The following is a 22,865-nucleotide window of genomic DNA, read 5'->3' as shown; positions in this document are numbered from 1 at the left end:
TGCTCGGGTTCAGTTCCGGAGGAGCAGCGCGTCGCCGACCGCCCGCTCACCCGCCGGGTCGGAGGGGCGCGTCAGCAACGCGCCCCGCAGGGCCATCGCGGTCGACCCGCCGCCGTCCAGGTTCATCGCGCCGCGCGCGCCGAGGGCTTCCATGAAGCGTGCCGCCTCGTGCAGCGACAGCCCGTCGCTGTATCCGGGGTGGCGTCCCGTCGCGGAGACGAGGAGCAGGCGCCCGCGTCCGTCCACGCCGACCATCGTCCGCGGATGCCGCTTCAGCGCCCACGCGTACGCGAAGCCGGGGCCGTCGGGGTGGGCGAAGCCACCCGCGCCCGTGGTGAGCGCGACGCGTCCGTCGCGGACGAGCTGCGGTCCGCCGTTCACCACGTCGTCGCCGTCACCGAGTCGCACCGGGCGCCCCCGCGCATCCTCGACCCGGTGCGTCAGACACCCGCGTGCCCGCCTCCGCGTGCGCCCGCAGCCAGTCCGCGCCGCCGCCGGTGCCCGCCAGGACGCTGCCGCCTTCCGGCACCGATCCGCCGCGGGGCCGCAGCTCCGTCACCCGGCCCGCGTCGAGCACCGCCTCGACGCCGCCCCCTCCGGCGTTGCCGCTCCCAGCTCGTCGGTGAACTGGACGACTTCGTGCGCGTCCGTGCAGGTGACGTCGTGCAGCGGGCGTTGCGTGGGGCGGTCGCCGCCGACACCGCCGCAGTTGCGGATCGATCCGGGGCGCCGGTTCACGCCGTCCAGCTCGCGTCGTGCCCCGTCGGCCGAGATCCGCGAGACCGTCGACAGCCGCCCGAGTTCCGCCCCTCAGCCCGTCGCCGCGCAGAACGAGCGCGATGCGGCCGTTCACCGCCGAGGACTGGACCTCGCCGTCGTAGACCCCGATGCCGGCGGGCGCGCCGGGCACGCCGTCCCGGTCCTCCATCACGAAGAAGCCCGCGTTGACGGCGAGCAGCGCGTCGCCGACATGCCGGCTGCCGCCATGTCGGTGACCTTCTCGCGCCCGGCGACGCCCTCGCCGTGGCTCGCCGCCAGTGAACCGCCGAAGCGCCGGGGGTCGACGACGGCGACGTTCACCCGTGTCTCGCCGGTGCCGGTGTTGCCGTCCGAGCCGGTCCATTCCACGATCGCGTCGAAACCGTCCGCCGCGAGGGCGCGCTGCAGCGCGTCGGCGCCTTCACGTTCCTCGAACGTGCCGACGCGCACCCGCACACCGAGCAGCCCGCTGCGGTCGGAGCCGCGCGGCCAGGTGACGCGTTCCGTGTCCGGGGAGTGGCCGGCGCCCCGCAGCCGGGCGGATTCCATGGGCGCTCCCGGGCGGTGGTCGGCGGTTCACGGGCCGGACGCGCGGAACGATGTCATGCCCCGCGTGCCGTCACCACCCCGCCCGAAGGCGTTCAGGAGATGATCCGGATGCCCTCCGGGACGCCTCCGACCCGCGGCAGGCGGGGGTTGACGCGGAGCGTGGTGAGTGAGGGGAAGTCCGCCAGCCACTCCATGGACACACCCAGGTCGTAGGTGAGCCAGAGGTGGCGCAGCGGTCCGCGGTCGAGGCCCGCGAGCAGTTCGCCGGGGGTGAAATGGCCCGCGACCTGCACGCACTCCCGGCCGCCCAGGCGGCGCAGGACCGCAAGTTCGACCCGGTCGGTGACCGGGAAGTACAGTCCCGAGGGGTCGAGGTGCGCCACGATGTCCTCGGCGTACCGCTCGGTGTCGAAGTTCCTCCAGCCGCGCATCAGTTCGGCGCGCAGGGTCAGCGGCAGAGACGGGCGCCGCCGCAGCCGGGACAGGTAGTGGACGGCTGCGTCATCGGCGATGCGGGTGACGGTCAGCGCGATCCGGTACGCCTCGTCGTCGTCGACGGTCTCCGGGTCGGGCAGCATCTCCAGCACGATCGGGCCCACCCAGCCCAGGCCGCGGGCGGCGGCGACGCTGGTCGGGCGCACCATGTGCCGGGTCTCGCGCCGGATGCGGGCGTGGGTCACGGGGTCGAGTTCGGTGACGTGTTCCAGGCAGGCGGCGGCCAGCAGGCGGCGCCGGTTGCGCTGCATGCCGACCTTGCCGGGCGCCATCAGCCCGGCCAGCAGTTCGCCGCACTCGCCGGGCCGGGCGTGCGCGACGGCCATCCGGATGACCTCCTCCCACTGCGGCTCGTGCGCGTGCTCCAGCAGCAGCGCGAGGTCCCCGCGTTCGACGGCCTCCTTGGCGGCGAGGTAGTCCTGCACGGTGCGGTGTACGAACTCCACCGCGCCGTCGGCCTGTTCCCGCAGCAGGCCGGTGCGCTGCAGCAGGTGGCCGAAGATCTGCGTGGGCGTGCCCTGCGCGGCCGCGGCGGGGATGGCGGGCAGGCAGCGGGCGATCTCCTCGACGGCGGCGGCCTCGCCGAGCACCGCACGGTCCTCCAGCAGCATCCGGAACGCCAGCTTGCGCAGCAGCCGTTCGCGCGCGGCGCGCTGGAGATGGACCTCGTCCGCGTGGAGCACCCGCCGCTCCGGGTCGCGCCGCTGAAGCAGCATCTCCATGGCGGCCTCGTACAGTTCGCGGCGCCCCTTGGGCATCGAGCCGGAGCGGTCCCGGTTCAGCGCGCAGATCAGCCCGCACATCAGGGGGTTGGTGGCCAGGCCGCGCAGTTCGCGGTAGAGCGGAATGGTCTGCAGCAGCCGGTCGCGGTACTCGTCGAGGTGCGCGTGGTCGTCGCCGGTGTCCGTACGGGCGGCGGTGTGCCAGGCGGTGATGAACGCGGCGACCTGGTCACGGTTCATCGGGGCGAGTGTCAGCTCGTCGAAGCCCTCGTCCGCCAGCCACGCGGCGTCCACTGCCGGCGGCCGCGCGGTGACCAGGCAGCAGGTGCCGCTGTAGATGCGCATCATGCGGCGCAGCGCGTCCCGCACCGCCGGGCGCTGGTCCTCGGGCGCCTCGTCGATGCCGTCGACGAGCAGCAGCGCACGTTCGTCGGCGAGCAGCCGCGCCATCCAGCCGTCGGGTGCTTCGTCGGCCAGCGGGTGGCCGACGGCGTCGAGGAAGTCGTCCGGCGCGGGGAAGCCCTGGCGCGCGAAGCGTCGCACCGGCAGGACGACCGGTACCCGGCCGCGCAGCGCGGCGAGCTCTTCCGGCAGCCGCCCGCGGGCGGTGGCCACCGCGAGCCACTGCACGAGGGTCGTCTTGCCGGAGCCGGCGACGCCGCGCAGCAGCACGCGTTCCTGGCCGGCGAGCGCGCGGTCCGCGGGCATCACGGGGTCGGCGTCCCCGGCCGCGCTGCCCCCCTCCGGCGGGGCCGGGGCGTCGTCCCGGCTCCTGCCCCCGGGTACGCCGAACTCCGCGCCGAGGCTGAGGTAGGTGGTCTCGAGCGGCCAGCTGTCCGGGGTGTTGGGGTTGGGCAGGTCGATGCCGTAGATGGTGACCCGGTTGTACTCCTCGACGACGCTGCGCAGGTAGCGCTCCTCGAACGCGGCGTCCTCGGGCGACGGCTGCCGTCGCCGTTCCCGCAGCGCCGACACGTCTCCCAGGTCCACGAGCTGGCGGATGCGGTGGCTCCTCTCGGGCAGCCGGTCGGCGATGTACGGCGAGCGCTGGACGAACAGGTGCAGCGCGTGCAGACAGACCGCGACCAGCAGACTGTCGTGGAACCAGGCCGACTCCTCGGTCAGCTTCCGGTCGGCGCCCGGCACGTGTGCCCGCAGCAGCCGAGCCCAGTCCTGCGGTCCCAGCCGTACGGCCTGCACGTCGGTGGTGTCCAGCTCCCCCATCACGGCCAGAGTGCGTGCCAGCACGGCGGCGACCGCGGTGTCCTCCCGCATCGGGAGGTTGCGGCCGTCCAGCCCGTGCCGGACGAACTCCCGTGCCAGCCGCTCCAGGTCGTCGTAGGTGGTGGTGGGGTGGAGGCCGCGGAAGGAGACGGTCCCGGCGATCAGCTCCTCGCCCTCGGGCGGCCGCTGCGGCGGCACGAACAGTTCCCGCACCAGCGGCGCGGCGACACCGGAGGCGAGACGTACGGCGGGTTCCATGGGGCTCCCCCGGGGCCATGTGGCGGCCGTGCGACGGCCGTTGACGGGTCGTCGACTCAGCCTAGTCTTCCGGCCCGGCCCGTCGACCCGTCAGCCGACCGTTGTGCGCGCACCCGGCGATGTCCGATACTCGTCGCGCCCGAAGACACGACACGCGAGAGGGAAGCGCCGTGACCGGCACACGCAGGAGGCCGTCGCCGACGGCGGGGGAGCGGGAGATGCTGCGCGACTACCTCGACCACCACCGGGCGACGCTCGCCATGAAGTGCGAGGGGCTGACGGACGAGCAGATGCGGCGCCAGTCGATGCCGCCGTCCACCCTCTCGCTGCTCGCCCTGGTGCGCCACATGGCGGAGGTGGAACGGGCCTGGTTCCGCCGCACCCTCGCCGGGGAGGACGTCGGCTGGGTGTGGTCGGACGAGCGCGACTACCAGGAGGCGTTCCGCGTGGGCGAAGCCACCCGGGCGGAGGCGTTCGACGCCTGGCAGGCGGAGGTGCAGCACAGCCGGCGCATCGAACGGGACGCCCCTTCGCTGGAGGTCACCGGCTACAACCCGAAGTGGGAGTCGGACGTCTCGCTGCGGATGGTCATGCTGCACCTCGTTCACGAGTATGCCCGGCACAACGGCCACGCCGACCTGCTGCGCGAAGGCGTCGACGGCGTCACCGGCGCCTGATCCCACGCGGGGCGCGGACGGCACGGGGGCCGGGCCGGAGGGATCAGTCGCCGACCTCGCCGGTGGGTCCGGAGCGGCGTCCGCTCAGGGCGTGGAAGAGGATTCCCAGGCCCCATGGGCCGATGACCCACATCGGCCAGAAGTTCAGCAGCTGATGGGCAGCGAGGGAGCTGATGCCCCAGACGCCGGTGACCATGACGCTGACGGCGAGCCAGGTGCGGACGTTCAGCGCCTTGTGGTCCTGTGGCCGGGCGGCGGGGGCCGGCCCCGGGGAAGCGGCCTTCTCCAGGGAGGTCCGCGCGCCGCTCCCCGCGCGCTCCCGCTCCGCGGGCAGGTCCGTCATCAGGACGTCCAGCTCGCCCAGTGTGCGCGCGGCGTAGGCGGAGGAGGCGCGTTCGTCGAACTCGGCGGTGTCCAGCCGCCCGGCGGCGAGGTGGTCGCCCAACTCGGCCACGACCCGTTCGCGGTCGTCGTCGGACGCGCGGAGGGCACCGCGCTGCGGTGTGCCGGGCGCTCCCGGCCCGTCCGGCAGCCCGTCCGGACCGCCCGGTGTCTTCGGCGGCATGGTCACCGCCTCCTTCCTCGGCCCACCGTCCACAGTGGAAGATAGTGTGGGCAACCATGCTTCACCGTCCACTGTGGACTGTCAAGGCTGCTCAGGGACGCCCCGGCGGCGACAGCGGACGGTCACGGGTCGCCCGGAGGGGAGACGTCATGCCGCGCACGCCGAACGCCACTGCGGGCTCGCTGCTGGGGTTCCTGCACGCCGGGCCGATGAGTGGCTGGGACCTCGCCGAGGTCGCGCAGCGGGCCGTCGGCGAATTCTGGTCGGTCACCCGCAGCCAGGTCTACCGTGAACTGGCCCGCCTCGCCGAGGACGGCCTGGTCGAGGTGGGGGAGCGCGGCCCGCGCGACCGGCGGCCGTACGCGCTGACCGAGGCCGGCCGCCAGGCTTTCCTCGCCTGGCTCGACCGGGAGCCCGAACCGGAGCAGATCCGCTTCCCCCTGCTGCTCACCCTGAGCTTCGGCCGGCACCTGCCCCCCGAACGCCTGGCCGCCTTCGTCGCGGCCAACCGCCGCGTCCACGGGGAGCGGCTGGCCCGTCACCTCGCCGAACGGGAGGCCGTCGACGCAGACGTGCGCGCCGGGCGGCACGACCCGTGGGCACTGGCCACCCTCGACTTCGGCATCCGCTACGAGACGGCCGTGACGGAGTGGTTCGACGCACTGCCGGAGGCGATCACCGGCCCCGCGGACGCGGCACGGAAACGGCCGGACGAGTGACCTGCCTCGTCTGGGCGCCGCTGTCACACCCCCGTGCCACCATCGGAGCATGACCACCCCCGGCCTGGCCCGGCTTCGCGCCCTGCGCAGGGCGAAGGACGCCATGGACCGCGACTGGGCCGACCCGGGCCTCGACCTGGACGCGGTGGCCGCACACGCCGGATACTCCCGCTACCACTTCGTGCGCGCCTTCAAGTCCGCCTACGGGGAGAGCCCCGGCCAGTACCTCGGACGCCGCCGTATCGAGCGGGCCGAGGAGCTGCTGCGCACGGCGGACCTCTCGGTCACCGAGATCTGCATGCTCGTCGGCTTCAGCAGCGTCGGCACCTTCTCCGCCCGCTTCAAGCAGCAGACCGGCGTCACGCCCCGCGACTACCGCGCGCAGCACGTACGCAGCGGCGCCGCGCTGATCCCCGGCTGCTACGCGATGCTGTGGACCGGAGGATTCCGGCAGCGCAATTCTGGAGAAGCGGAGTGAGCCCGGCGCTGCCTACCGTGAGAGGCGTTCCGCGCCACACCCCTTCGGGAGCCTCCTCATGATTAAGAGCCTCGCCCTCACCACCGTCTGGTCCACCGACCAGGAACGCGACAAGAAGTTCTTCGTCGAGGCCCTGGGCTTCGTCGAGCGCACCGACATGGAGATGGGCGACATGCGGTGGATCACCGTCAGCCCGAAGGACCAGCCGGAGGTGCAGCTCACCCTGATGCGCCCGGACGGCTCCGGGCTGGACCCCGAGTCCGGCAAGGCGCTGCTCGCCCTGGTCACCAAGGGCGTGCTCGGTGCCGGCGCCTTTCGCACCGACGACTGCCACGCCACCTACAAGGAGCTCAAGGAGAAGGGCGTCGAGTTCCTCCAGGAGCCGCAGGAACGCCCGTACGGGATCGAGGCCATCTTCCGCGACCCCAGCGGCAACTGGTACTCGCTGGCCCAGGAGCGGGAGGAGCTGGACCTGTCCAAGCCGTGGGATTCCACCTGCTTCGACGAGAACCCCTGACACCGCCGTCAGGCCGCCGGGTCACCCCCCACGGGCGGGTGTCCCCTCCCTGGAGGGGACACCCGCCCGTGGGGCTGCGTGCGGCGGAGTGCCGCACGAGCGGTCAGGCGTGTGGAAGACGGTAGAGGCCTCCGGCGAGTGGTTCGACGAGACCGTCCGAGACCAGGCCGTCCAGCGCCCGGGCCCGCTGCACCGGCTCGTGCCACACCCGGTCCAGCACGGACTGCGGCACCGGTGCCGTCGACTCGCGGAGCACCGCCAGCAGTCGGCCGCGCACCTGCCGGTCCGTGCCGGCGTAGGCCTGGGTGCGGCGCGGCGGGCCCTCGTGCGGGGGCGCACCGGCGAGCTGCCAGGCGCACTGGGCGGCGATCGGGCAGCGGCCGCACTCCGGACTGCGCGCCGTGCACACCAGCGCGCCGAGTTCCATCGTGGCCGCCGCCCATCGTGCCGCGGTCGCCTCGTCCTGAGGGACGAGCGCCCGCGCCAGCTTCCGCTCGGCGGCCGTGGTCGCGTTCGGTGGGTACTGCCGTCCGGCCACCGCTCGCGCGAACACGCGGCGCACGTTGGTGTCCAGTACGGCGTGCCGCTGTCCGTAGGCGAACGAGGCCACCGCCGCGGCGGTGTACTCGCCGACGCCGGGCAGCGCCAGTAGTTGCGCGTGCTTCTTCGGCACGTCGCCGCCGTGCCGTTCCGCTATGGCGGCGGCGGCCCCGTGCAGCCGCAGCGCGCGTCGCGGGTAGCCGAGCCGGCCCCAGGCGCGTACGGCCTCACCGGGCGCCTCGGCGGCCAGGTCGGCGGGGCGCGGCCAGCGTTCGAGCCACTGCTCGTACACCGGCAGCACCCGGTTGACGGGGGTCTGCTGCAGCATGAACTCGCTCACCATCACCCCCCAGGCGCCCGCTTCGGGGCGGCGCCAGGGAAGGTCGCGGGCATGCGCATCGAACCAGTCGACGACTGGCGCGTGGAGGTCTGTCCGGTCGTGGTCCGGGGAGGCGTTCGCGGCGGTTTCCGTGGTCGCAGTCATGGCAAAGCGATCCTGACACGACGGCACGCCGCGCAGAAACGACCACGCGGCCGGGTCCCCCGGGTGCGCGCACGATTAGCGCGGGTGGACCTGAGGCCGCTGCGGCGCCGACGTTTGTCACACCTCGGGGTGTTCGTCGTGTCTCTCATCGGAAAAGTCGCCTACTCCGGCGGCGGGTGGGGGCCTTGGGGCGCCTGATGTCTCGTAAGGTTTCCGCGTGGGATCACTGCGCAATCCGATCGGACCGCTCCCCTCCTCCATCTACTGGCGGCGGAGGGCCGTCGCGCTGGCCCTCCTGGCGCTGGTCGTGCTTCTCGTCGTGTGGGCGATCAGCCTCGGCGGGAGCAAGGGCGACCAGGGACAGGACGCCGCCGGTGGCAGCGACGGCAGCCGGGGCCCCACCGACCCCATCACGCCCGGGCCCACCGACTCGATGCCCTCCGTCACCGAACGTCCCGGCGGACGTGACGAGGTGGACGGCGGCGCCGGCTCGGGAGGCGACGACGGGTCCGGCTCCGGCGGAGCCGAAGGCGCCGGCGGGTCGGGCGGCTCCGAGGGCGGTTCCGGCGCGGGCGGCGGCTCCGGTTCCGGCAGCGGTGGTGGCGGCGCCCTGGCCGGGTCCAGCGGCGGCCTCACCGGCGGCGACGGCATCCCGGCGGGCCCGGGCCTGGCCGACTGCTCCCCCGGCGACGTGAGCGTCGCCCTGAAGAGCGTGGAGAACGAGTACGAGCCGGGCGACACCCCCAAGCTGAAGCTCACCCTGGCGAACGACTCCGGCGAGGCCTGCCGCGTCGACCTCGGTCGGACCGCGACGGTCCTCACCGTCACCGACTCCGACGGCGATCGCGTCTGGTCCTCCGACGACTGCCCGCCCAGCCGCGGCGCCGCCTGGATCGAGGTTCCCGCGAAGGGAGACAGCGTCCACACGCTGGAGTGGGACCGCGAGCGCAGCAAGCCCGAATGCGCCACGCCGGAGAGCGGCAAGGTCCCGGCAGGCAGCTACCTCGTCGAGATCGAGGTCGCGGACCTGTCCACCGAACAGACCTCCTTCGTCCTGGCCAAGGACTGACCCTCCGACGGACCGCTTCCCGCGAACGCCCCAGGACGGCCGGGCGCCCGGTCTGGTGCCCCAGCCGCACTCCTGAACGTTCGGTGCTGGGGCCGGGCGCGCCCTCGTGCCGCCGCTACGGCGCGCGCAGGCGGGGAGGGCACGGCGGGAGGGGCCGGGCGCGCTCCGGCGCGCGTCCACGCGACGGCGGGCATCCCTACGCGTCGGCTGCGCGCCGCAGCACTAGACGTACCGCTCCAGGATGGAGGACTCCGCGAGCCGCGACAGGCCCTCGCGGACAGAGCGGGCACGGGCCTCCCCGACGCCCTCGACGGTCTGGAGGTCGTCGACGCTCGCGGCCAGCAGCTTCTGCAGCCCGCCGAAGTGGTCCACGAGACGGTCGATGACCGCCCCGGGCAGCCGAGGCACCTTCGCGAGCAGGCGGAAGCCGCGCGGCGAGACCGACGAGTCGAGCGTCTCCGGCGACCCGGAGTACCCCAGGGCCCGGGCCACCGTGGGCAGCTCCAGCAGCTCGGTGTGCGTGAGGCGGTCCAGTTCGCCGAGCGCCTCGGGGACCGTGCGGGAACGGCGGCCGGACGTGCCGGGCTGCGGGACGTAGTCCCGCGCGACCAGCTCCCGCTCCGGCTCGACGCCGGCGATCAGCTCGTCCAGCTGGAGGGACAGCAGCCGCCCGTCGGTGCCCAGCTCCACGACGTACTCGGCGATCTCCGTGGCGATGCGGCGCACCATCTCCAGCCGCTGCGCGACCGCGGAGACGTCCCGGACGGTCACCAGGTCTTCGATCTCCAGCGCGGACAGCGTCCCGGCGACCTCGTCGAGCCGGAGCTTGTACCGCTCCAGCGTCGCCAGCGCCTGGTTGGCGCGGGACAGGATTGCGGCGGAGTCCTCCAGCACGCGCCGCTGCCCGCCCACGTACAGGGCGATCAGCCGCATCGACTGGCTGACCGAGACCACCGGGCAGCCGGTCTGGATGGAGATCCGCTGGGCGGTCCGGTGCCGGGTGCCCGTCTCCTCGGTCGGGATGGACGCGTCGGGCACCAGCTGTACCCCGGCGCGCACGATCTTGGTGATGTCGCGGTCCAGGATCAGCGCGCCGTCCAGCTTGCACAGCTCGCGCAGCCGGGTCGCGGTGAAGTCGACATCGAGTACGAAGCCGCCGCTGCACAGCGACTCCACGGTCCTGTCCATGCCGAGGACGATGAGTCCGCCGGTGTTGCCCCGCAGGACCCGCTCGAGTCCGTCGCGGAGGGCCGTTCCGGGCGCGACCGCACTCAGCGAGGCGCGCATCAGGCTGTCGGCGCGGGAGCCGCCGAGGGTCCCACCGGACCTTCCCGGAGCCGTTGCCCGGTCGTTGGCTGCCACTGGACTCCTTCGGTCGTGCGGGTGCCTGTCGGCATCACGTCGTCACGTTCGGCTCCGGCACACCCCCAGGGTGCGCCCCGCGCCTCCACAGGCACTCCCAGGCGATTGTCGTACACGCGTGCCGTACGCGAATGTCGCCGACGGGCGAGACCGGGGCAAAGTCTACCGGCGGGCCTCCTCCTCTTGGGGCTCTTGGTCCGCGCCGGGGCCCCGGCCGCGCTGCGGGCGCGCCGGGAGCACGCGCAACGCGTCCCCGATGTCGGCCACCTCCCGCACCCGCATGCCGGACGGTACGCGGCCCGGATCACCCGGCACCAGCGCGTGTGTGAAGCCGAGCCGGGCGGCCTCTGCGAGCCGCCGCTGGACGCCGGTCACTCGCCGCACCTCGCCCGCCAGACCGACCTCGCCGATCGCCACCAGGTTCTTCGGAAGCGGTGTGTCGCTCGCCGCACTGGCCAGAGCCAGTGCCACGGCGAGGTCCGCGGCCGGCTCGGACAGCTTCACGCCGCCGACGGTGGCGCTGTAGATGTCCCGCTTGCCCAGCGCGCTGATCCGGCCGCGCTGCTCCAGCACCGCCAGCATCATCGACACCCGCGACGTCTCCAGCCCGGACGTCGTACGCCGCGGCGACGGGATCTGGCTGTCCACGGTCAGAGCCTGCACCTCCGCGACCAGGGGCCGCCGCCCCTCCAGCGTCACCGTCAGGCAGGTGCCCGGCACCGGGTCGTCGCGGCGGGTGAGGAACAGCCCGGACGGGTCGGCGAGGCCGGTGATGCCCTCGTCGTGCAGCTCGAAGCAGCCCACCTCGTCCGTCGCGCCGTACCGGTTCTTCACGCCGCGCACCAGACGCAGGCGGGCGTGCCGGTCGCCCTCGAAGTGCAGCACGACGTCCACCAGGTGCTCCAGCAGGCGCGGACCGGCGATCGCGCCGTCCTTGGTGACGTGGCCCACCAGCAGCGTGGACATGCCGCGTTCCTTCGAGGCGCGGATCAGGGCGCCGGCGACCTCCCGCACCTGCGCCACGCCGCCCGGCGCGCCGTCGATCTCCGGGGAGGCCACGGTCTGCACCGAGTCCAGGATCAGGAGCGACGGCTTCACCTCGTCCAGGTGGCCGAGTACGGCGGAGAGGTCGGTCTCCGCCGCCAGGTAGAGGTGGTCGCTGAGCGCGCCGATCCGGTCGGCGCGCAGCCGCACCTGGCCCGCGGACTCCTCGCCCGTCACGTACAGCGTGGGCCGCTGCTCGCTCGCCGCCTTGGCCGCCACGTCCAGCAACAGCGTGGACTTGCCGACGCCCGGCTCACCGGCCAGCAGCACCACGGCCCCCGGCACCAGTCCGCCGCCCAGCACCCGGTCCAGCTCCGGCACGCCGGTGCAGCGGGCGGTGGCCTGCCGGCCGTCCACCTGACCGATCGGCAGCGCCGGCGACACCACGCGGCTGGCCGCCGTGGTCCGTACGGCGGGGGCGCTGCCGGTCTCCTCGACCGTGCCCCACGCGTGGCACTCCGGGCAGCGGCCGAGCCACTTGGCGGTGGTCCAGCCGCACTCGGTGCAGCGGTACGAAGGACGGTCCCTGGTGGACGACTTGCGAGCAGCCATGACCGCCACGTTAGCGGCGCGCGCCGACACTCCGCCCCCACGAGCCCCCCGGACTGTGGACAGACGTCACCCTGTGGCCGCGACATGTCCCCCATCGAGGGAGATCGTCACTCGGAAGAAGTAAAGCTGCTCAAGTTGGTCCGACGACACGCCGCTGTCGTCCTACCGTCCTCGAATGAGCACCAGGCGCGAGCACTCCACGCACACCACCGGCGCACACCGAGCGCACTCGGTGCGGCGGCCGACGCCCGCACCCCGCTCGGAACGCTACGAATCCTGTCTCGACGGGCTGTTCACCTACTCCCTCTCCGTCATGTGCGAGCACGACGCGGCCACCGCCGCGCTGGGCGAGGCCCTCGCTCTCGCCGACCGGCAGCACGAACGGGACCGCGCGCCCGCCGACCGCGGACTCCACCGACCCTGGCTCTACGCGCTCACCCGCTGGGCCTGCCTGCGCCGCCTCGCCCAACAGGGCCCCGGCGACCGCGGCCCGGCCACCTCGCCGCAGCTCTCCGGCGCCGCCGCGACCCAGCGCCGCCGGGAACTCGCCGCCCTCGCCTGGCCGGAGGCCGCCGGCACCACCCCCGAACAGCGCGAGGCGCTGGAACTCTCCGTGCGGCACGGGCTGCCCACCCGTGAGGTGGCGGCCGTGCTGTCGCTGAGCACCGAGGCCGCCGGCGACCTGCTCACCAGCGCGGCCTGCGAGGTGGAGCGGACCCGCGCCGCGCTCGCCGTCGTCGAGTCCGGCGGGTGCCCGCTGGTCGGCCGGCTCGCCGGCGACGACCGCCTCCTCATGGGCTCCGCGCTCCGCCGCGAACTCGTCCGGCACGTCGACGACTGCGCCGAGTGCCGCCGCGCCGCGGAGCGCGCCATGGCCGGCATCGGCTGGCCGGGCACCGCCCCCACAGGCCCCACCTCGCTCGCCGTGCTGGAGGCGCCGCGGCACTCCGTGCAGGCAGCGCTCCGAGCCGCCCGCCGCGCCCGCTGCCAGCACAGTCCCCGCTTCGGCAGGAACGGTTTCCCTGCCGAGGTCAGGGACCGTGCCGCCCGCATCGAACGCCTCCGCAGCCGCGCCGTCACCACCACCGTCGTCGCCACCGTGGTGGCCGCCCCCGTACTGGCCCTCTGGGCGGCGTACCGGGGCGCGCCGCTCACCGGCGAAGGGCGCAGCACCGCGCCCGTCTCCGCCACCGAACAGGACGACGGCGCGCAGAACGGCGGCGACTCCGCCTACCGGCACGTGGGCCGCGCCGAGCCCGGCCCGGGCAAGCACCGCAAGGGCGACCCCGACTCGCGCGTCTCCGTTCGCGTCGAAGGCGGCGAAGGGTCCGGTCCGGGCGGCCCCACCAGGGGTGCCCGGCGCCTCACCGTCCAGGCCCAGCCCGCCGGCGACGGCACGCTGATCACGCTCACCGCCACCGGCGACAGCGCCGTCCACTGGACGGCCGGCACGTCCGCCGACTGGCTCGTGCTGAGTCGTTCCTCCGGGGTGCTCCAACCCGGCCAGTCCGTGTCCTTCTCCGCCTATGTCGTGGAGGCGCGGGAGCCCGCGGGCGCCTGGTCGGCGCGCATCGGCATCGGGCCGGTGGGCGCCGTCGTCACCATCGAGGGCCACGGCGCGGGCAGTCCGCAGCCCCCCGGGGGCGGGCCGCAGGACCCCGGGGGCGGCACACAGGAACCCCCCGGCTCCCAGGAGCCGACGCCCTCCCCGGACCCGGAGCCCGACCCCGAGCCGGATCCGGACCCGACGCCGTCGCAGGAGCCCACGCCGTCCGAGGAGCCGACGCCCTCCCCGGAGCCGGACCCCGACCCGACCCCCACGGTCTCCGAGCCCACACCCAGCACCAGCTGAGGCCGGTGCCGTGGCCGGGCGGGGTCACACCGGGTCGGCGGGATGCGGGGCGACGAGCGGGAGCTGCGAGGCGATCCGCGCCTCGCAGTACCCGACGAGCACCTCGTACCCGGCCTCACCCATCAGCTCGATCAGCTCCGGCCGGTACGACTCGTACACCGGCTTGCCCGCCCCGTGCGCCGACGGCGCGGCGGTGCACCACCAGTGCAGGTCGTGGCCGCCCGGCCCCCAGCCGCGGCGGTCGTACTCGCCGATCGACACCTGGAGGACCTGCTCGCCGTCCGGCAGTTCGACCCACTCGTACGTGCGGCGGATCGGCAGCTGCCAGCACACGTCCGGCTTGGTCTCCAGCGGCTCGCGGTCCTCGCGCAGCGCGAGGGTGTGCAGCGCGCATCCCGAACCGCCGGCGAACCCCGGCCGGTTGTGGAAGATGCACGCGCCCTTCCAGCGGCGGGTCTGCCGCTCGCCGTCCTCGTTCTCCTCGGCCCAGCCGGACGCCGTGCCCACGTCATGGAACTGCCAGGTCGCCGGCGTCAGCCGGGCCACGTGCTCGGAGACGCGGCGCTCGTCGTCCTCGTCGGTGAAGTGGGCGCCCAGCGTGCAGCAGCCGTCCGATGCGCGGCCGGGGCTGATCCCCTGGCAGCCCTGCCCGAACACGCACTGCCACCGGGAGGTCAGCCACGTGAGGTCGCAGCGGAAGACCTGCTCCTCGTCCGCAGGGTCCGGGAACTCCACCCAGGCCCTGGCGAAGTCCAGCCCGACCTCTTCGTCCCGGGCCGCCACGGTCGCCGGGGCCGGACCACCCACAGGGGTCGCCTCGCCCGCCGGGGCCGCCGTGCCGTCGCCCCGCTTGTTCCGCTTCGCCGGTTTCGTCTTTCCCACACAGGACAGGGTAAGCGCCGGGCGACCGGGTGACGCTAGCGTGCGGTACATGAGACTCGGTGTCCTGGACGTGGGATCGAACACGGTGCATCTGCTGGTGGTGGATGCGCACCCCGGCGCGCGCCCCCTTCCGGCGTACTCCCACAAGGCGGAGCTGAAACTTGCGGAACTGCTGGACGCCGACGGCGCCATCGGCGAGGAGGGCGTGGAACGGCTGACGCTCACGGTCCGTGAGGCCATGCAGGTCGCCGAGGACAAGGGCGTCCAGGCTGTCGTGCCGTTCGCCACCTCCGCCGTGCGCGAGGCCGCGAACGCGGAGGCCGTCCTCGCGCGTGTCGCGGCCGAGACGGGCGTGGAGCTGGAGGTCGTCTCCGGAGAGGACGAGGCGCGGCTGACCTTCCTCGCCGTACGCCGGTGGTTCGGCTGGTCCTCCGGGCGCCTGCTGGTGTTCGACATCGGGGGCGGCTCCCTGGAGATCGCCTACGGCCTGGACGAGGAGCCGGACGCGGCGGTGTCGCTGCCGCTGGGGGCGGGACGGCTCACGGCCGGCCGGCTGCCCGGCGACCCGCCCGCGGCGGACGACGTCCGTGCGCTGCGCCGTCATGTGCGGGCGGAGATCGCCCGCATCGTCGGGGAGTTCACCCGTTTCGGAGAGCCCGATCACGTGGTCGCCACGTCCAAGACGTTCAAGCAGCTCGCCCGCCTGGCCGGCGCGGCCCGTTCCGCGGAGGGTCTCTACGTGCAGCGCGAACTCGCGCGGACCTCCCTGGAGGAGTGGGTGCCGAAGCTCGCCGAGATGCCGGCGGAGGAACGCGCGAACCTCCCCGGCGTGTCCGAGGGCCGGGCGCGGCAGCTGCTCGCGGGCGCGCTGGTCGCCGAAGGGGCGATGGACCTCTTCGGCATCGACAAGCTGGAGATCTGCCCCTGGGCCCTCCGCGAGGGCATGATCCTCCGCCGTCTCGACCACCTCCGCCTCTGACGGCCCCCGGGCCCTCGGGCACCCGGAGCGCACCCGCCCGGCGTGAGCCGTCTCACGCGAGCGCCCCGGCCCCCTGCAGAACCCCTGGCTGGGGCACTCCGCCCCCCGCGCTCGTCACCCGCCGCACGCACCCGCACGGCTACCCGGCCGTAGGCTGTCCCCCGTGGCAGCAGCATCCGCGTGGGAGACGGGCCCCGGCACGCGCCGGGGCGTCGCTTCGGTTCCCGGTCCCCGCCCGGGGCCCAAGGTGGCCCTGTCGACCGCCTCCGTCTACCCGGAGTCGACCGCGGCCGCCTTCGAGATCGCCGGTCGCCTCGGATACGACGGCGTCGAGGTCATGGTGTGGACGGACCCGGTGAGCCAGGACGTCGAGGCGCTGCGGCGTCTCTCCGACCTGCACGGCGTGCCCGTACTCGCCGTCCACGCCCCGTGCCTGCTGATCACCCAGCGCGTCTGGTCCAAGGACCCGTGGACGAAGCTCCGGCGCGCGCGTTCCGCCGCCGAGCGGCTGGGCGCGTCGACGGTGGTCGTGCACCCGCCGTTCCGCTGGCAGCGGGCGTACGCACGCGAGTTCGTGCAGGGCGTGTGGCGCATGGCGGACGAGACCGACGTGCGGTTCGCCGTGGAGAACATGTTCCCGTGGCGGTACCGGGACCGGGAGATGCTGGCCTACGCCCCCGACTGGGACCCGACGCGGGACGACTACCGTCACTTCACCATCGACCTGTCCCACACCGCCACGTCCCGCACGGACACGCTGGCGATGCTGGCGCGGATGGGCGACCGGCTGGGCCACGTCCACCTCGCCGACGGGAACGGCTCGGCGAAGGACGAGCACCTGGTGCCGGGGCGCGGCTCGCAGCCCTGCGCCGAGGTGCTGACGCACCTGGCGCACAGCGGCTTCGACGGCCACGTCGTGGTCGAGGTCAACACGCGGCGGGCGATGTCCGCCGCCGAACGCGAAGCCGATCTGGCCGAAGCCCTCGCGTACACCCGCCGCCACCTGGCCGCCACCGTGGCAGCGCCGTCCCCCTCGCCCGAGCCCTCCCGGGCGAGGCGTTCGTGAACCGCGCGGACGGCACTCCCGACCCTGGTACTCCTGACTCCGGTACCCCCGGCCCGGAACCCCGCTCCGGCCGTCGCCGGGGCCGCCCCGCCGGCTCCAGCCGTGCCGCCGGGGAGCCGTCCGCCCGCGAGCGGATCGTCAGCTCGGCCCGCGCCGAGTTCGCCGCCCGGGGCTTCGACAAGGCGTCGATCCGCGGCATCGCCCGCGGTGCCCGGGTCGACCCGGCCCTGGTGCACCACTACTTCGGCACCAAGGAACAGGTCTTCGAGGCGGCGGTGGAGAAGGCGTTCGCGCCCGCCTTCGGAGTCCCGGACGAGGTCGCGACGGCCGAGCGCGGCCAGGCGGGGGAGCGGATGACCCGCTTCGTCTTCGGCCTGTGGGAGAACCCGGCCACCCGCGAGCCGCTGCTGGCGATCGTGCGCAGCGCGGTGAACAACGAGACGGCGGCGCGGATCTTCCGCGGCCTGGTGGCCCGCAACCTGGTGACGCGGCTGGCGCAATCGCTGCCGGGTCCGGATCCGCAGCACCGCGTCGAACTCGCGGTGGCGCAGCTGGTCGGCACGGCGGTGCTGCGCTACGTGATCAAGATCGAGCCGCTCGCCTCCGCGCCCGCCGAGGACCTGATCGCGCAGCTCGCGCCCGTGGTGCAGCACCACCTCACCGGCGAAGGGGTCCCGGGCGCCCCGCCGGCCGGCTCCGCGGCCTGAGCGGGCCGGGCCGGGCCGGCTCGCCGAGGTCGCGGTGTCTCATCATCCGGGCGCCACGTCCGCATCCTGGTCCGCGCGGCGTACGCTCGGACGTACCCTCGAAGCCCGGCCCCGCGCGACCGCGCCGCGGGCCGCGACGACGCACACCAGGGAGTGAGCCTGATGCCCGAGCTGAGGTCCCGCACCGTCACCCACGGCCGCAACATGGCGGGCGCCCGCGCCCTCCTCCGCGCCGCGGGCGTGGAGCGAGAGGACTTCGGCAAGCCCATCGTGGCGGTGTCGAACAGCTTCACCGAGTTCGTGCCCGGTCACACCCACCTCCAGCCGGTCGGCCGGATCGTGTCCGACGCGGTCAAGGCCGCCGGCGGCGTGCCGCGCGAGTTCAACACCATCGCCGTGGACGACGGCATCGCCATGGGCCACGGCGGGATGCTCTACTCGCTCCCCTCCCGTGACCTGATCGCCGACTCCGTGGAGTACATGACGGAGGCGCACTGTGCGGACGCGCTCATCTGCATCTCCAACTGCGACAAGATCACCCCGGGCATGCTGATGGCTGCGATGCGGCTCAACATCCCGACGGTCTTCGTCTCCGGCGGCCCGATGGAGTCCGGCACCGCCACGCTGGTCGACGGCACGGTTCGCAAGCTGGACCTGATCTCCGCGATCTCCGACTCGGCGAACGAGGCGGTCTCCGACGCCGACATGGCGCTCATCGAGGAGAACGCCTGCCCGACCTGCGGCTCCTGCTCGGGCATGTTCACGGCCAACTCGATGAACTGCCTGACCGAGGCCATCGGCCTCTCCCTGCCCGGCAACGGCTCCACCCTGGCCACGCACACCGCCCGCAAGGAGCTGTACGAGGCCGCCGGCCGCACTGTCGTCGAGATCACCGAGCGCTTCTACCACGGGGACGACGACACCGTCCTGCCGCGCAGCGTCGGTTCCCGCGCCGCCTTCGAGAACGCCATGGCCCTGGACATCGCCATGGGCGGCTCGACCAACACCATCCTGCATCTGCTGGCCGCCGCGCAGGAGGCCGGACTCGACTTCTCGATGCCGGACATCGACGCCCTCTCCCGCCGCATGCCCTGCCTGTCGAAGGTGGCGCCCAACGGCGCGTACTACATGGAGGACGTGCACCGCGCCGGCGGCATCCCCGCGATCCTCGGCGAGCTGTACCGCGCCGGTCTGCTCAACGAGGACGTGCACACCGTGCACAGCCCGTCGCTCGCCGACTGGCTCAAGCAGTGGGACATCCGCGGCGGGTCCCCCTCCGCGGAGGCCGTCGAGCTGTTCCACGCCGCTCCCGGCTGCGTGCGGTCCGCGACCGCGTTCTCCCAGTCGAAGCGCTGGGACACGCTGGACACGGACGCCGCCGACGGCTGCATCCGCGACGCCGAACACGCCTACTCCACCGAGGGCGGCCTCGCCGTCCTGCACGGCAACCTCGCCGCCGACGGCTGCGTGGTGAAGACCGCGGGCGTGGACGAGTCGGTGTGGACGTTCGAGGGCCCGGCCGTCGTGTGCGAGTCGCAGGAGGAGGCGGTCGAGAAGATCCTGGCCAAGCAGGTCGCGGAGGGCGACGTGGTCGTCATCCGCTACGAGGGCCCCAAGGGCGGGCCCGGCATGCAGGAGATGCTCTACCCCACCTCCTTCCTCAAGGGCCGCGGCCTCGGCGCCAAGTGCGCGTTGATCACCGACGGACGCTTCTCCGGCGGTACCTCGGGCCTGTCCATCGGGCACGTCTCGCCGGAGGCGGCTTCCGGCGGCGTCATCGCGCTGGTCGAGGACGGCGACCGCGTCCGCATCGACATCCCCGGCCGTACCCTCGAACTCGACGTCCCCGAGAAGGAACTCGCCGCCCGCCGCGAGGCCCTGGCCGGCCGGTACGCACCCAGGGCCCGCGAGCGCAAGGTGTCCACCGCCCTGCGCGCGTACGCCGCCATGGCCACCAGCGCCGACAAGGGCGCCGTCCGCGACGTGTCCCTGCTCGGAGACTGAGCGGCGCCGCGGCCCGCGCCCGCCTGGGGGACGGAACGGAGGGCCGGGGCCGCGCGGGAGCCGGGAAGGGGAGCCGTCCGGAGCGGCGGCATAATCGACACCATGAGCGACACCCCGCGCCCCGACGAGGACCCGGACCGGCCGCAGCCCGCGCCGATCCTCTTCTACGGCACCACCTGGGTCGACCACTCCGGCGGTTACCCCGTCCGCCGCCTCGCCCTGGGCCTCGGCGCGCTGCTGCTCGCCGCCGTCGGCGCCCTCGTTCTGCGCCTGGCCTACCAGGGCCTGGGCATCGCCCAGGTCGGCGACTGGGTGCGGGTGTCCACCGTCGTCGCCTTCGCGGTGTGCAGCTCGGTGGCCTTCACCCGCACGTTGTCCCGCTACCGCGCCCGCCCCGAGGGCGTCGACGAGGCCCGCGAACGCTCGATGCGCAGCATCGTGATCGTCGGCTTCCTCGGGGTCCTGCTGGCCTACGCGCTGCGCAGTCTGGTCGAGGCCCCGGGGGAGAAGCTGCTCCGCGCCGACCACGAGCAGGCCGTCAAGCGCTACGAACGCGCCCGCACCGCCCGCACCGGCAACCCGGCGAAACGCCGGCGCAAGCGCTGAACCGTCCGGCGCGATGGGCGCCATGACGGCACCTCCGGAACCCTCGGCACGCGCCTTGGCCCGCTCTTTCGACTCCCGCTCCGGGAGTCCGGCCGCGACCGCTTAGGGGCGATCCCTGACCCTTCCCTGGTATCCGCCGCGGCCCGTGGATCCGTGGCCCCACCCGTGGAACCGTCGAGACGACGGGCCGGACGTGCCCGCGGGAGACGAGGTGGCGACGTGGGAGACCAGGCGGAGACAGTGTCGGGCAGCTACGAGATCGTCGGCGCGGTCGGCGCGGGCGGACTCTTCCTGCTGCTGATCGTCGTGGTGTGGCAGGTCGCGGCGACCTGGCGGGCGCGCATGCTCGCGGCGCGGGAGGAGCAGTACAAGCAGCTCGCGCACAAGTACGCGCAGCTGCTGGAGGACAACGTCGCGCTGCACCGCCGCAGCGTGGAGGAACTCACCGAGGCCCGGAAGGCGATCACCGGCGTCGAACGGTCGATGCGCGTCGTCGAGCGCGCGGACTGACCCCGCCGGGCCTCACCCCGGCGCACGCCGCCACCCGCTTGACGCCCGAGCGGGAGCAGGCGCATTATTCAACACATGATGAATAATTCCGGGGTGCCACCGGCCGCGCCTCCGCCGGCCGCCGTACGGGCACACGACCTGCGCGTCGTCCGCGGCGGACGCACGGTGCTCGACGGCCTCGCCTTCGACGTCCCGGCCGGCACGGTCACCGGCCTCCTCGGCCCCTCCGGCTGCGGGAAGTCCACCCTGATGCGCGCCATCGTCGGCACCCAGGCCAACGTCACCGGCCGGCTCGACGTACTCGGCGCCCCCGCAGGCTCCGCCGCCCTGCGCTCCCGCGTCGGCTACGTCACCCAGAGCCCGTCCGTCTACCTCGACCTGACAGCGCGCCAGAACCTCGACTACTTCGCCGCCGTCCTCGGCATCCCGCGCCGCGACCGCGCCGGCACCGTCGACCGAGCCCTCGCCGACGTCGACCTGACCTCGCACGCCGACGCCCTCACCGGAAACCTCTCCGGCGGCCAGCTCTCCCGCGTCTCCCTCGCCGTCGCCCTCCTCGGCACCCCCGACCTGCTCGTGCTGGACGAGCCGACCGTCGGCCTCGACCCCGTCCTCCGCCGCGACCTGTGGGACCTCTTCCACCGCATCGCCCGCGAACGCGGTGCCACCCTGCTGATCTCCTCGCACGTGATGGACGAGGCCGACCGCTGCAGCCGACTGCTCCTCATGCGCGCCGGCCGGCTCCTCGCCGACGACACCCCTGACGCTCTGCGCGCACGCACCTCCACCACCTCCGTCGAGGACGCCTTCCTCCACCTCGTCGACGACGCCCGCGCCCAGGAAGAGGTGGCCCGCGCATGAACATCCACCGCACCCTCGCCACCGCCCGCCGCGTCCTGCGGCAACTCGGCCACGACCCCCGCACCATCGCCCTGCTGCTCCTGGTCCCCCTGCTGCTCATGACGCTCCTCTTCTACGTCTTCGACAGCAGCCCCCGGGCGTTCGACGGGATCGGCGCCTCACTTCTCGGGATCTTCCCGCTGGTGACGATGTTCCTCGTCACCTCCATCGCCACCCTGCGCGAACGCACTTCCGGAACCCTGGAACGCCTCCTCGCCATGCCCCTGGGCAAGGGCGACCTGATCCTCGGCTACGCCCTGGCCTTCGGCACCCTCGCCGTCGTCCAGGCCTCCCTGGCCACCGGAGTCGCCGTGTGGCTGCTGGACCTCCAGTTCGCCGGTTCGCCCTGGCTGCTCCTGGTCATCGCCCTGCTGGACGCCCTCCTCGGCACCGCACTCGGTCTCTTCGTCTCCGCCTTCGCCGCTTCCGAGTTCCAGGTCGTCCAGTTCATGCCCGCGGTGATCTTCCCGCAGCTCCTGCTCTGCGGCCTCTTCGCTCCGCGCGACACCATGCAGCCCGTCCTGGAGGCGGTGTCGGACGTGCTGCCCATGTCGTACGCCGTCGACGGCATGAACGAGGTCCTGCTCCACGCCGACCTCACCGGCGACTACCTGCGCGACGTGATCATCGTCGCGGGCAGCGCACTGCTCGTGCTCGCGCTGGGCGCCGCGACCCTGCGGCGGCGGACGGCCTGACGCGCGGACGGCCCCTGCCCGCGACCCGTCCCGGCACCCGGAACGCACGCCCGCCCGGGTGCCGGAAGTGCGACGATGAAATGCCGGACGTCGTCGGACGAGGAGCGCAACCAGCCATGACCCAGAAAGTCGCCGTTCTCGGTGCCGGCAAGATCGGCGAGGCACTGCTCTCGGGCATGATCCGAGGCGGCTGGCACCCCTCACACCTTCTGGTCACCGCGCGCCGCGAGGAACGCGCGGAGGAACTCCAGGTCCGCTACGGCGTCGAGTGCGTGACCAACGCCAACGCCGCGGAGAACGCCGACACGCTGATCCTGACGGTCAAGCCGCAGGACATGAGCACCCTCCTGGACCAGCTGGCCCCGCACGTCCCGGCCGACCGCCTCGTCGTCAGCGGCGCGGCCGGTACCCCGACCACGTACATCGAGGAGCGACTCACCCCCGGCACGCCCGTGGTGCGGGTCATGACCAACACCCCGGCACTCGTCGACCAGGGCATGTCGGTCATCTCCGCCGGCACCCACGCCGATGAAAGCCACCTCGCCCGTACGGAGGAGATCTTCGGCGGCGTCGGCAAGACGCTGCGCGTCCCGGAGTCCCAGCAGGACGCGGCGACGGCGCTCTCCGGCTCGGGGCCCGCGTACTTCTTC

At 73.7% G+C, this 22,865-nt stretch carries 23 protein-coding genes (1 of these 23 running past the window's edge); 15 read left to right on the top strand and 8 right to left on the bottom strand.

Annotated features, from left to right (window positions below):
* Window positions 1-9 precede the first annotated feature (9 nt).
* The 3 genes from E4198_RS10870 to E4198_RS10855 form a co-directional block, all read right to left on the bottom strand.
* Window positions 10-408, bottom strand: a complete 399-nt coding sequence (locus E4198_RS10870; protein ID WP_168711414.1) for a phosphodiester glycosidase family protein — start codon at window positions 406-408, stop codon at window positions 10-12.
* Between the two features lie 519 nt (window positions 409-927).
* The gene (locus E4198_RS10860; RefSeq protein WP_136182971.1) at window positions 928-1,308 is read right to left on the bottom strand and encodes an SPOR domain-containing protein; all 381 of its coding nucleotides are present in this window, start codon (window positions 1,306-1,308) and stop codon (window positions 928-930) included.
* A gap of 92 nt (window positions 1,309-1,400) precedes the next feature.
* Window positions 1,401-4,007, bottom strand: coding sequence for an NACHT domain-containing protein (locus E4198_RS10855; protein WP_136182970.1), 2,607 nt, complete (start codon window positions 4,005-4,007; stop codon window positions 1,401-1,403).
* 218 nt (window positions 4,008-4,225) lie between these two features.
* Between E4198_RS10855 and E4198_RS10850 the strand changes: the two genes are divergently transcribed.
* The gene (locus E4198_RS10850; protein WP_247597900.1) at window positions 4,226-4,684 is read left to right on the top strand and encodes a DinB family protein; all 459 of its coding nucleotides are present in this window, start codon (window positions 4,226-4,228) and stop codon (window positions 4,682-4,684) included.
* 43 nt (window positions 4,685-4,727) lie between these two features.
* On the opposite strand, the gene E4198_RS25795 is transcribed toward E4198_RS10850, so the two are convergent.
* Window positions 4,728-5,249, bottom strand: coding sequence for a DUF1707 domain-containing protein (locus tag E4198_RS25795; RefSeq protein WP_136182968.1), 522 nt, complete (start codon window positions 5,247-5,249; stop codon window positions 4,728-4,730).
* 149 nt (window positions 5,250-5,398) lie between these two features.
* Here E4198_RS25795 and E4198_RS10840 point away from each other — a divergent pair, with 149 nt between their 5' ends.
* From E4198_RS10840 to E4198_RS10830, 3 genes are read left to right on the top strand one after another with little or no spacing between them, the layout of a single operon-like run.
* Window positions 5,399-5,968, top strand: a complete 570-nt coding sequence (locus E4198_RS10840) for a PadR family transcriptional regulator (RefSeq protein ID WP_210732809.1) — start codon at window positions 5,399-5,401, stop codon at window positions 5,966-5,968.
* Window positions 5,969-6,017: 49 nt separating this feature from the next.
* The gene (locus tag E4198_RS10835) at window positions 6,018-6,446 is read left to right on the top strand and encodes a helix-turn-helix transcriptional regulator (protein WP_136182966.1); all 429 of its coding nucleotides are present in this window, start codon (window positions 6,018-6,020) and stop codon (window positions 6,444-6,446) included.
* A 58-nt stretch (window positions 6,447-6,504) separates the two neighbouring features.
* Window positions 6,505-6,963 carry a VOC family protein gene (locus E4198_RS10830; protein WP_136182965.1) on the top strand — a complete coding sequence of 153 codons (459 nt, stop codon included), beginning with the start codon at window positions 6,505-6,507 and terminating at the stop codon, window positions 6,961-6,963.
* A 103-nt stretch (window positions 6,964-7,066) separates the two neighbouring features.
* On the opposite strand, the gene E4198_RS10825 is transcribed toward E4198_RS10830, so the two are convergent.
* Window positions 7,067-7,987 (bottom strand): A/G-specific adenine glycosylase, encoded by a 921-nt coding sequence (locus tag E4198_RS10825; RefSeq protein ID WP_136182964.1) that lies wholly within the window; start codon window positions 7,985-7,987, stop codon window positions 7,067-7,069.
* Window positions 7,988-8,204: 217 nt separating this feature from the next.
* Between E4198_RS10825 and E4198_RS10820 the strand changes: the two genes are divergently transcribed.
* Window positions 8,205-9,056, top strand: a complete 852-nt coding sequence (locus E4198_RS10820; protein ID WP_136182963.1) for a hypothetical protein — start codon at window positions 8,205-8,207, stop codon at window positions 9,054-9,056.
* A gap of 222 nt (window positions 9,057-9,278) precedes the next feature.
* Here the strand turns inward: E4198_RS10820 and disA are convergent, their stop codons facing one another.
* Together disA and radA are read right to left on the bottom strand one after the other, a co-directional pair.
* On the bottom strand, window positions 9,279-10,418 hold the full coding sequence (disA, locus tag E4198_RS10815; protein ID WP_027764091.1) for a DNA integrity scanning diadenylate cyclase DisA: 1,140 nt from the start codon (window positions 10,416-10,418) through the stop codon (window positions 9,279-9,281).
* Window positions 10,419-10,580: 162 nt separating this feature from the next.
* Window positions 10,581-12,014, bottom strand: coding sequence for a DNA repair protein RadA (gene radA / locus E4198_RS10810; RefSeq protein ID WP_136182962.1), 1,434 nt, complete (start codon window positions 12,012-12,014; stop codon window positions 10,581-10,583).
* A 175-nt stretch (window positions 12,015-12,189) separates the two neighbouring features.
* On the opposite strand from radA, the gene E4198_RS24860 reads away from it, so the two are divergent.
* The gene (locus tag E4198_RS24860; RefSeq protein WP_168711413.1) at window positions 12,190-13,866 is read left to right on the top strand and encodes a sigma-70 family RNA polymerase sigma factor; all 1,677 of its coding nucleotides are present in this window, start codon (window positions 12,190-12,192) and stop codon (window positions 13,864-13,866) included.
* A 24-nt stretch (window positions 13,867-13,890) separates the two neighbouring features.
* Here the strand turns inward: E4198_RS24860 and E4198_RS10800 are convergent, their stop codons facing one another.
* Window positions 13,891-14,673, bottom strand: a complete 783-nt coding sequence (locus tag E4198_RS10800; RefSeq protein WP_247597899.1) for a hypothetical protein — start codon at window positions 14,671-14,673, stop codon at window positions 13,891-13,893.
* Between the two features lie 124 nt (window positions 14,674-14,797).
* Here E4198_RS10800 and E4198_RS10795 point away from each other — a divergent pair, with 124 nt between their 5' ends.
* The 9 genes from E4198_RS10795 to proC all read left to right on the top strand — a co-directional run.
* Window positions 14,798-15,727 carry a Ppx/GppA phosphatase family protein gene (locus E4198_RS10795; protein WP_136182960.1) on the top strand — a complete coding sequence of 310 codons (930 nt, stop codon included), beginning with the start codon at window positions 14,798-14,800 and terminating at the stop codon, window positions 15,725-15,727.
* Between the two features lie 247 nt (window positions 15,728-15,974).
* Window positions 15,975-16,793: a sugar phosphate isomerase/epimerase gene (locus tag E4198_RS10790; RefSeq protein ID WP_136185310.1), complete on the top strand. Its 819-nt coding sequence runs from the start codon at window positions 15,975-15,977 to the stop codon at window positions 16,791-16,793.
* Window positions 16,794-16,927: 134 nt separating this feature from the next.
* Window positions 16,928-17,500, top strand: coding sequence for a TetR family transcriptional regulator (locus E4198_RS10785; RefSeq protein ID WP_247597898.1), 573 nt, complete (start codon window positions 16,928-16,930; stop codon window positions 17,498-17,500).
* Window positions 17,501-17,662: 162 nt separating this feature from the next.
* Entirely contained in the window at window positions 17,663-19,504 is a 1,842-nt protein-coding gene (ilvD, locus tag E4198_RS10780; RefSeq protein WP_136182958.1) for a dihydroxy-acid dehydratase, read from the top strand.
* A gap of 102 nt (window positions 19,505-19,606) precedes the next feature.
* Window positions 19,607-20,110 (top strand): hypothetical protein, encoded by a 504-nt coding sequence (locus E4198_RS10775; RefSeq protein WP_136182957.1) that lies wholly within the window; start codon window positions 19,607-19,609, stop codon window positions 20,108-20,110.
* Window positions 20,111-20,329: 219 nt separating this feature from the next.
* Window positions 20,330-20,620: a hypothetical protein gene (locus tag E4198_RS10770; RefSeq protein ID WP_136182956.1), complete on the top strand. Its 291-nt coding sequence runs from the start codon at window positions 20,330-20,332 to the stop codon at window positions 20,618-20,620.
* Between the two features lie 75 nt (window positions 20,621-20,695).
* Complete coding sequence (locus E4198_RS10765; RefSeq protein WP_136182955.1) at window positions 20,696-21,481, top strand: ABC transporter ATP-binding protein; 786 nt, start codon at window positions 20,696-20,698, stop codon at window positions 21,479-21,481.
* Complete coding sequence (locus tag E4198_RS10760) at window positions 21,478-22,215, top strand: ABC transporter permease (RefSeq protein ID WP_136182954.1); 738 nt, start codon at window positions 21,478-21,480, stop codon at window positions 22,213-22,215. The genes E4198_RS10765 and E4198_RS10760 overlap by 4 nt, the downstream gene beginning before the upstream one ends.
* Before the next feature lie 116 nt (window positions 22,216-22,331).
* On the top strand, window positions 22,332-22,865 hold the 5' portion of the coding sequence (gene proC, locus E4198_RS10755; protein ID WP_136182953.1) for a pyrroline-5-carboxylate reductase. It continues 279 nt past the right edge of the window; the window shows 534 of its 813 coding nt (coding positions 1-534); it begins with the start codon at window positions 22,332-22,334; its stop codon lies off the right edge, out of view.

The organism is Streptomyces sp. RKND-216 (assembly GCF_004795255.1).
In the GTDB taxonomy this organism is placed as follows: Bacteria; Actinomycetota; Actinomycetes; order Streptomycetales; family Streptomycetaceae; genus Streptomyces; species Streptomyces hazeniae.
Note: the sequence above shows the minus strand (reverse complement) of the source record. Positions and strands in the feature narration are given on the sequence as shown.

What these genes read in the sequence shown, in the direction of transcription:
- E4198_RS10840 (WP_210732809.1), top strand. Translation starts at nt 5,399, where the DNA reads ATGCCGCGCACGCCGAACGCCACTGCGGGCTCGCTGCTGGGGTTCCTG.
- E4198_RS25795 (WP_136182968.1), bottom strand. Translation starts at nt 5,249, where the DNA reads ATGCCGCCGAAGACACCGGGCGGTCCGGACGGGCTGCCGGACGGGCCG.
- E4198_RS10855 (WP_136182970.1), bottom strand. Translation starts at nt 4,007, where the DNA reads ATGGAACCCGCCGTACGTCTCGCCTCCGGTGTCGCCGCGCCGCTGGTG.
- radA (WP_136182962.1), bottom strand. Translation starts at nt 12,014, where the DNA reads ATGGCTGCTCGCAAGTCGTCCACCAGGGACCGTCCTTCGTACCGCTGC.
- E4198_RS10860 (WP_136182971.1), bottom strand. Translation starts at nt 1,308, where the DNA reads ATGGAATCCGCCCGGCTGCGGGGCGCCGGCCACTCCCCGGACACGGAA.
- E4198_RS10835 (WP_136182966.1), top strand. Translation starts at nt 6,018, where the DNA reads ATGACCACCCCCGGCCTGGCCCGGCTTCGCGCCCTGCGCAGGGCGAAG.
- E4198_RS10850 (WP_247597900.1), top strand. Translation starts at nt 4,226, where the DNA reads ATGCTGCGCGACTACCTCGACCACCACCGGGCGACGCTCGCCATGAAG.
- E4198_RS10765 (WP_136182955.1), top strand. Translation starts at nt 20,696, where the DNA reads ATGATGAATAATTCCGGGGTGCCACCGGCCGCGCCTCCGCCGGCCGCC.
- E4198_RS10795 (WP_136182960.1), top strand. Translation starts at nt 14,798, where the DNA reads ATGAGACTCGGTGTCCTGGACGTGGGATCGAACACGGTGCATCTGCTG.
- ilvD (WP_136182958.1), top strand. Translation starts at nt 17,663, where the DNA reads ATGCCCGAGCTGAGGTCCCGCACCGTCACCCACGGCCGCAACATGGCG.
- E4198_RS10830 (WP_136182965.1), top strand. Translation starts at nt 6,505, where the DNA reads ATGATTAAGAGCCTCGCCCTCACCACCGTCTGGTCCACCGACCAGGAA.
- E4198_RS10775 (WP_136182957.1), top strand. Translation starts at nt 19,607, where the DNA reads ATGAGCGACACCCCGCGCCCCGACGAGGACCCGGACCGGCCGCAGCCC.
- E4198_RS10825 (WP_136182964.1), bottom strand. Translation starts at nt 7,987, where the DNA reads ATGACTGCGACCACGGAAACCGCCGCGAACGCCTCCCCGGACCACGAC.
- E4198_RS24860 (WP_168711413.1), top strand. Translation starts at nt 12,190, where the DNA reads ATGAGCACCAGGCGCGAGCACTCCACGCACACCACCGGCGCACACCGA.
- E4198_RS10760 (WP_136182954.1), top strand. Translation starts at nt 21,478, where the DNA reads ATGAACATCCACCGCACCCTCGCCACCGCCCGCCGCGTCCTGCGGCAA.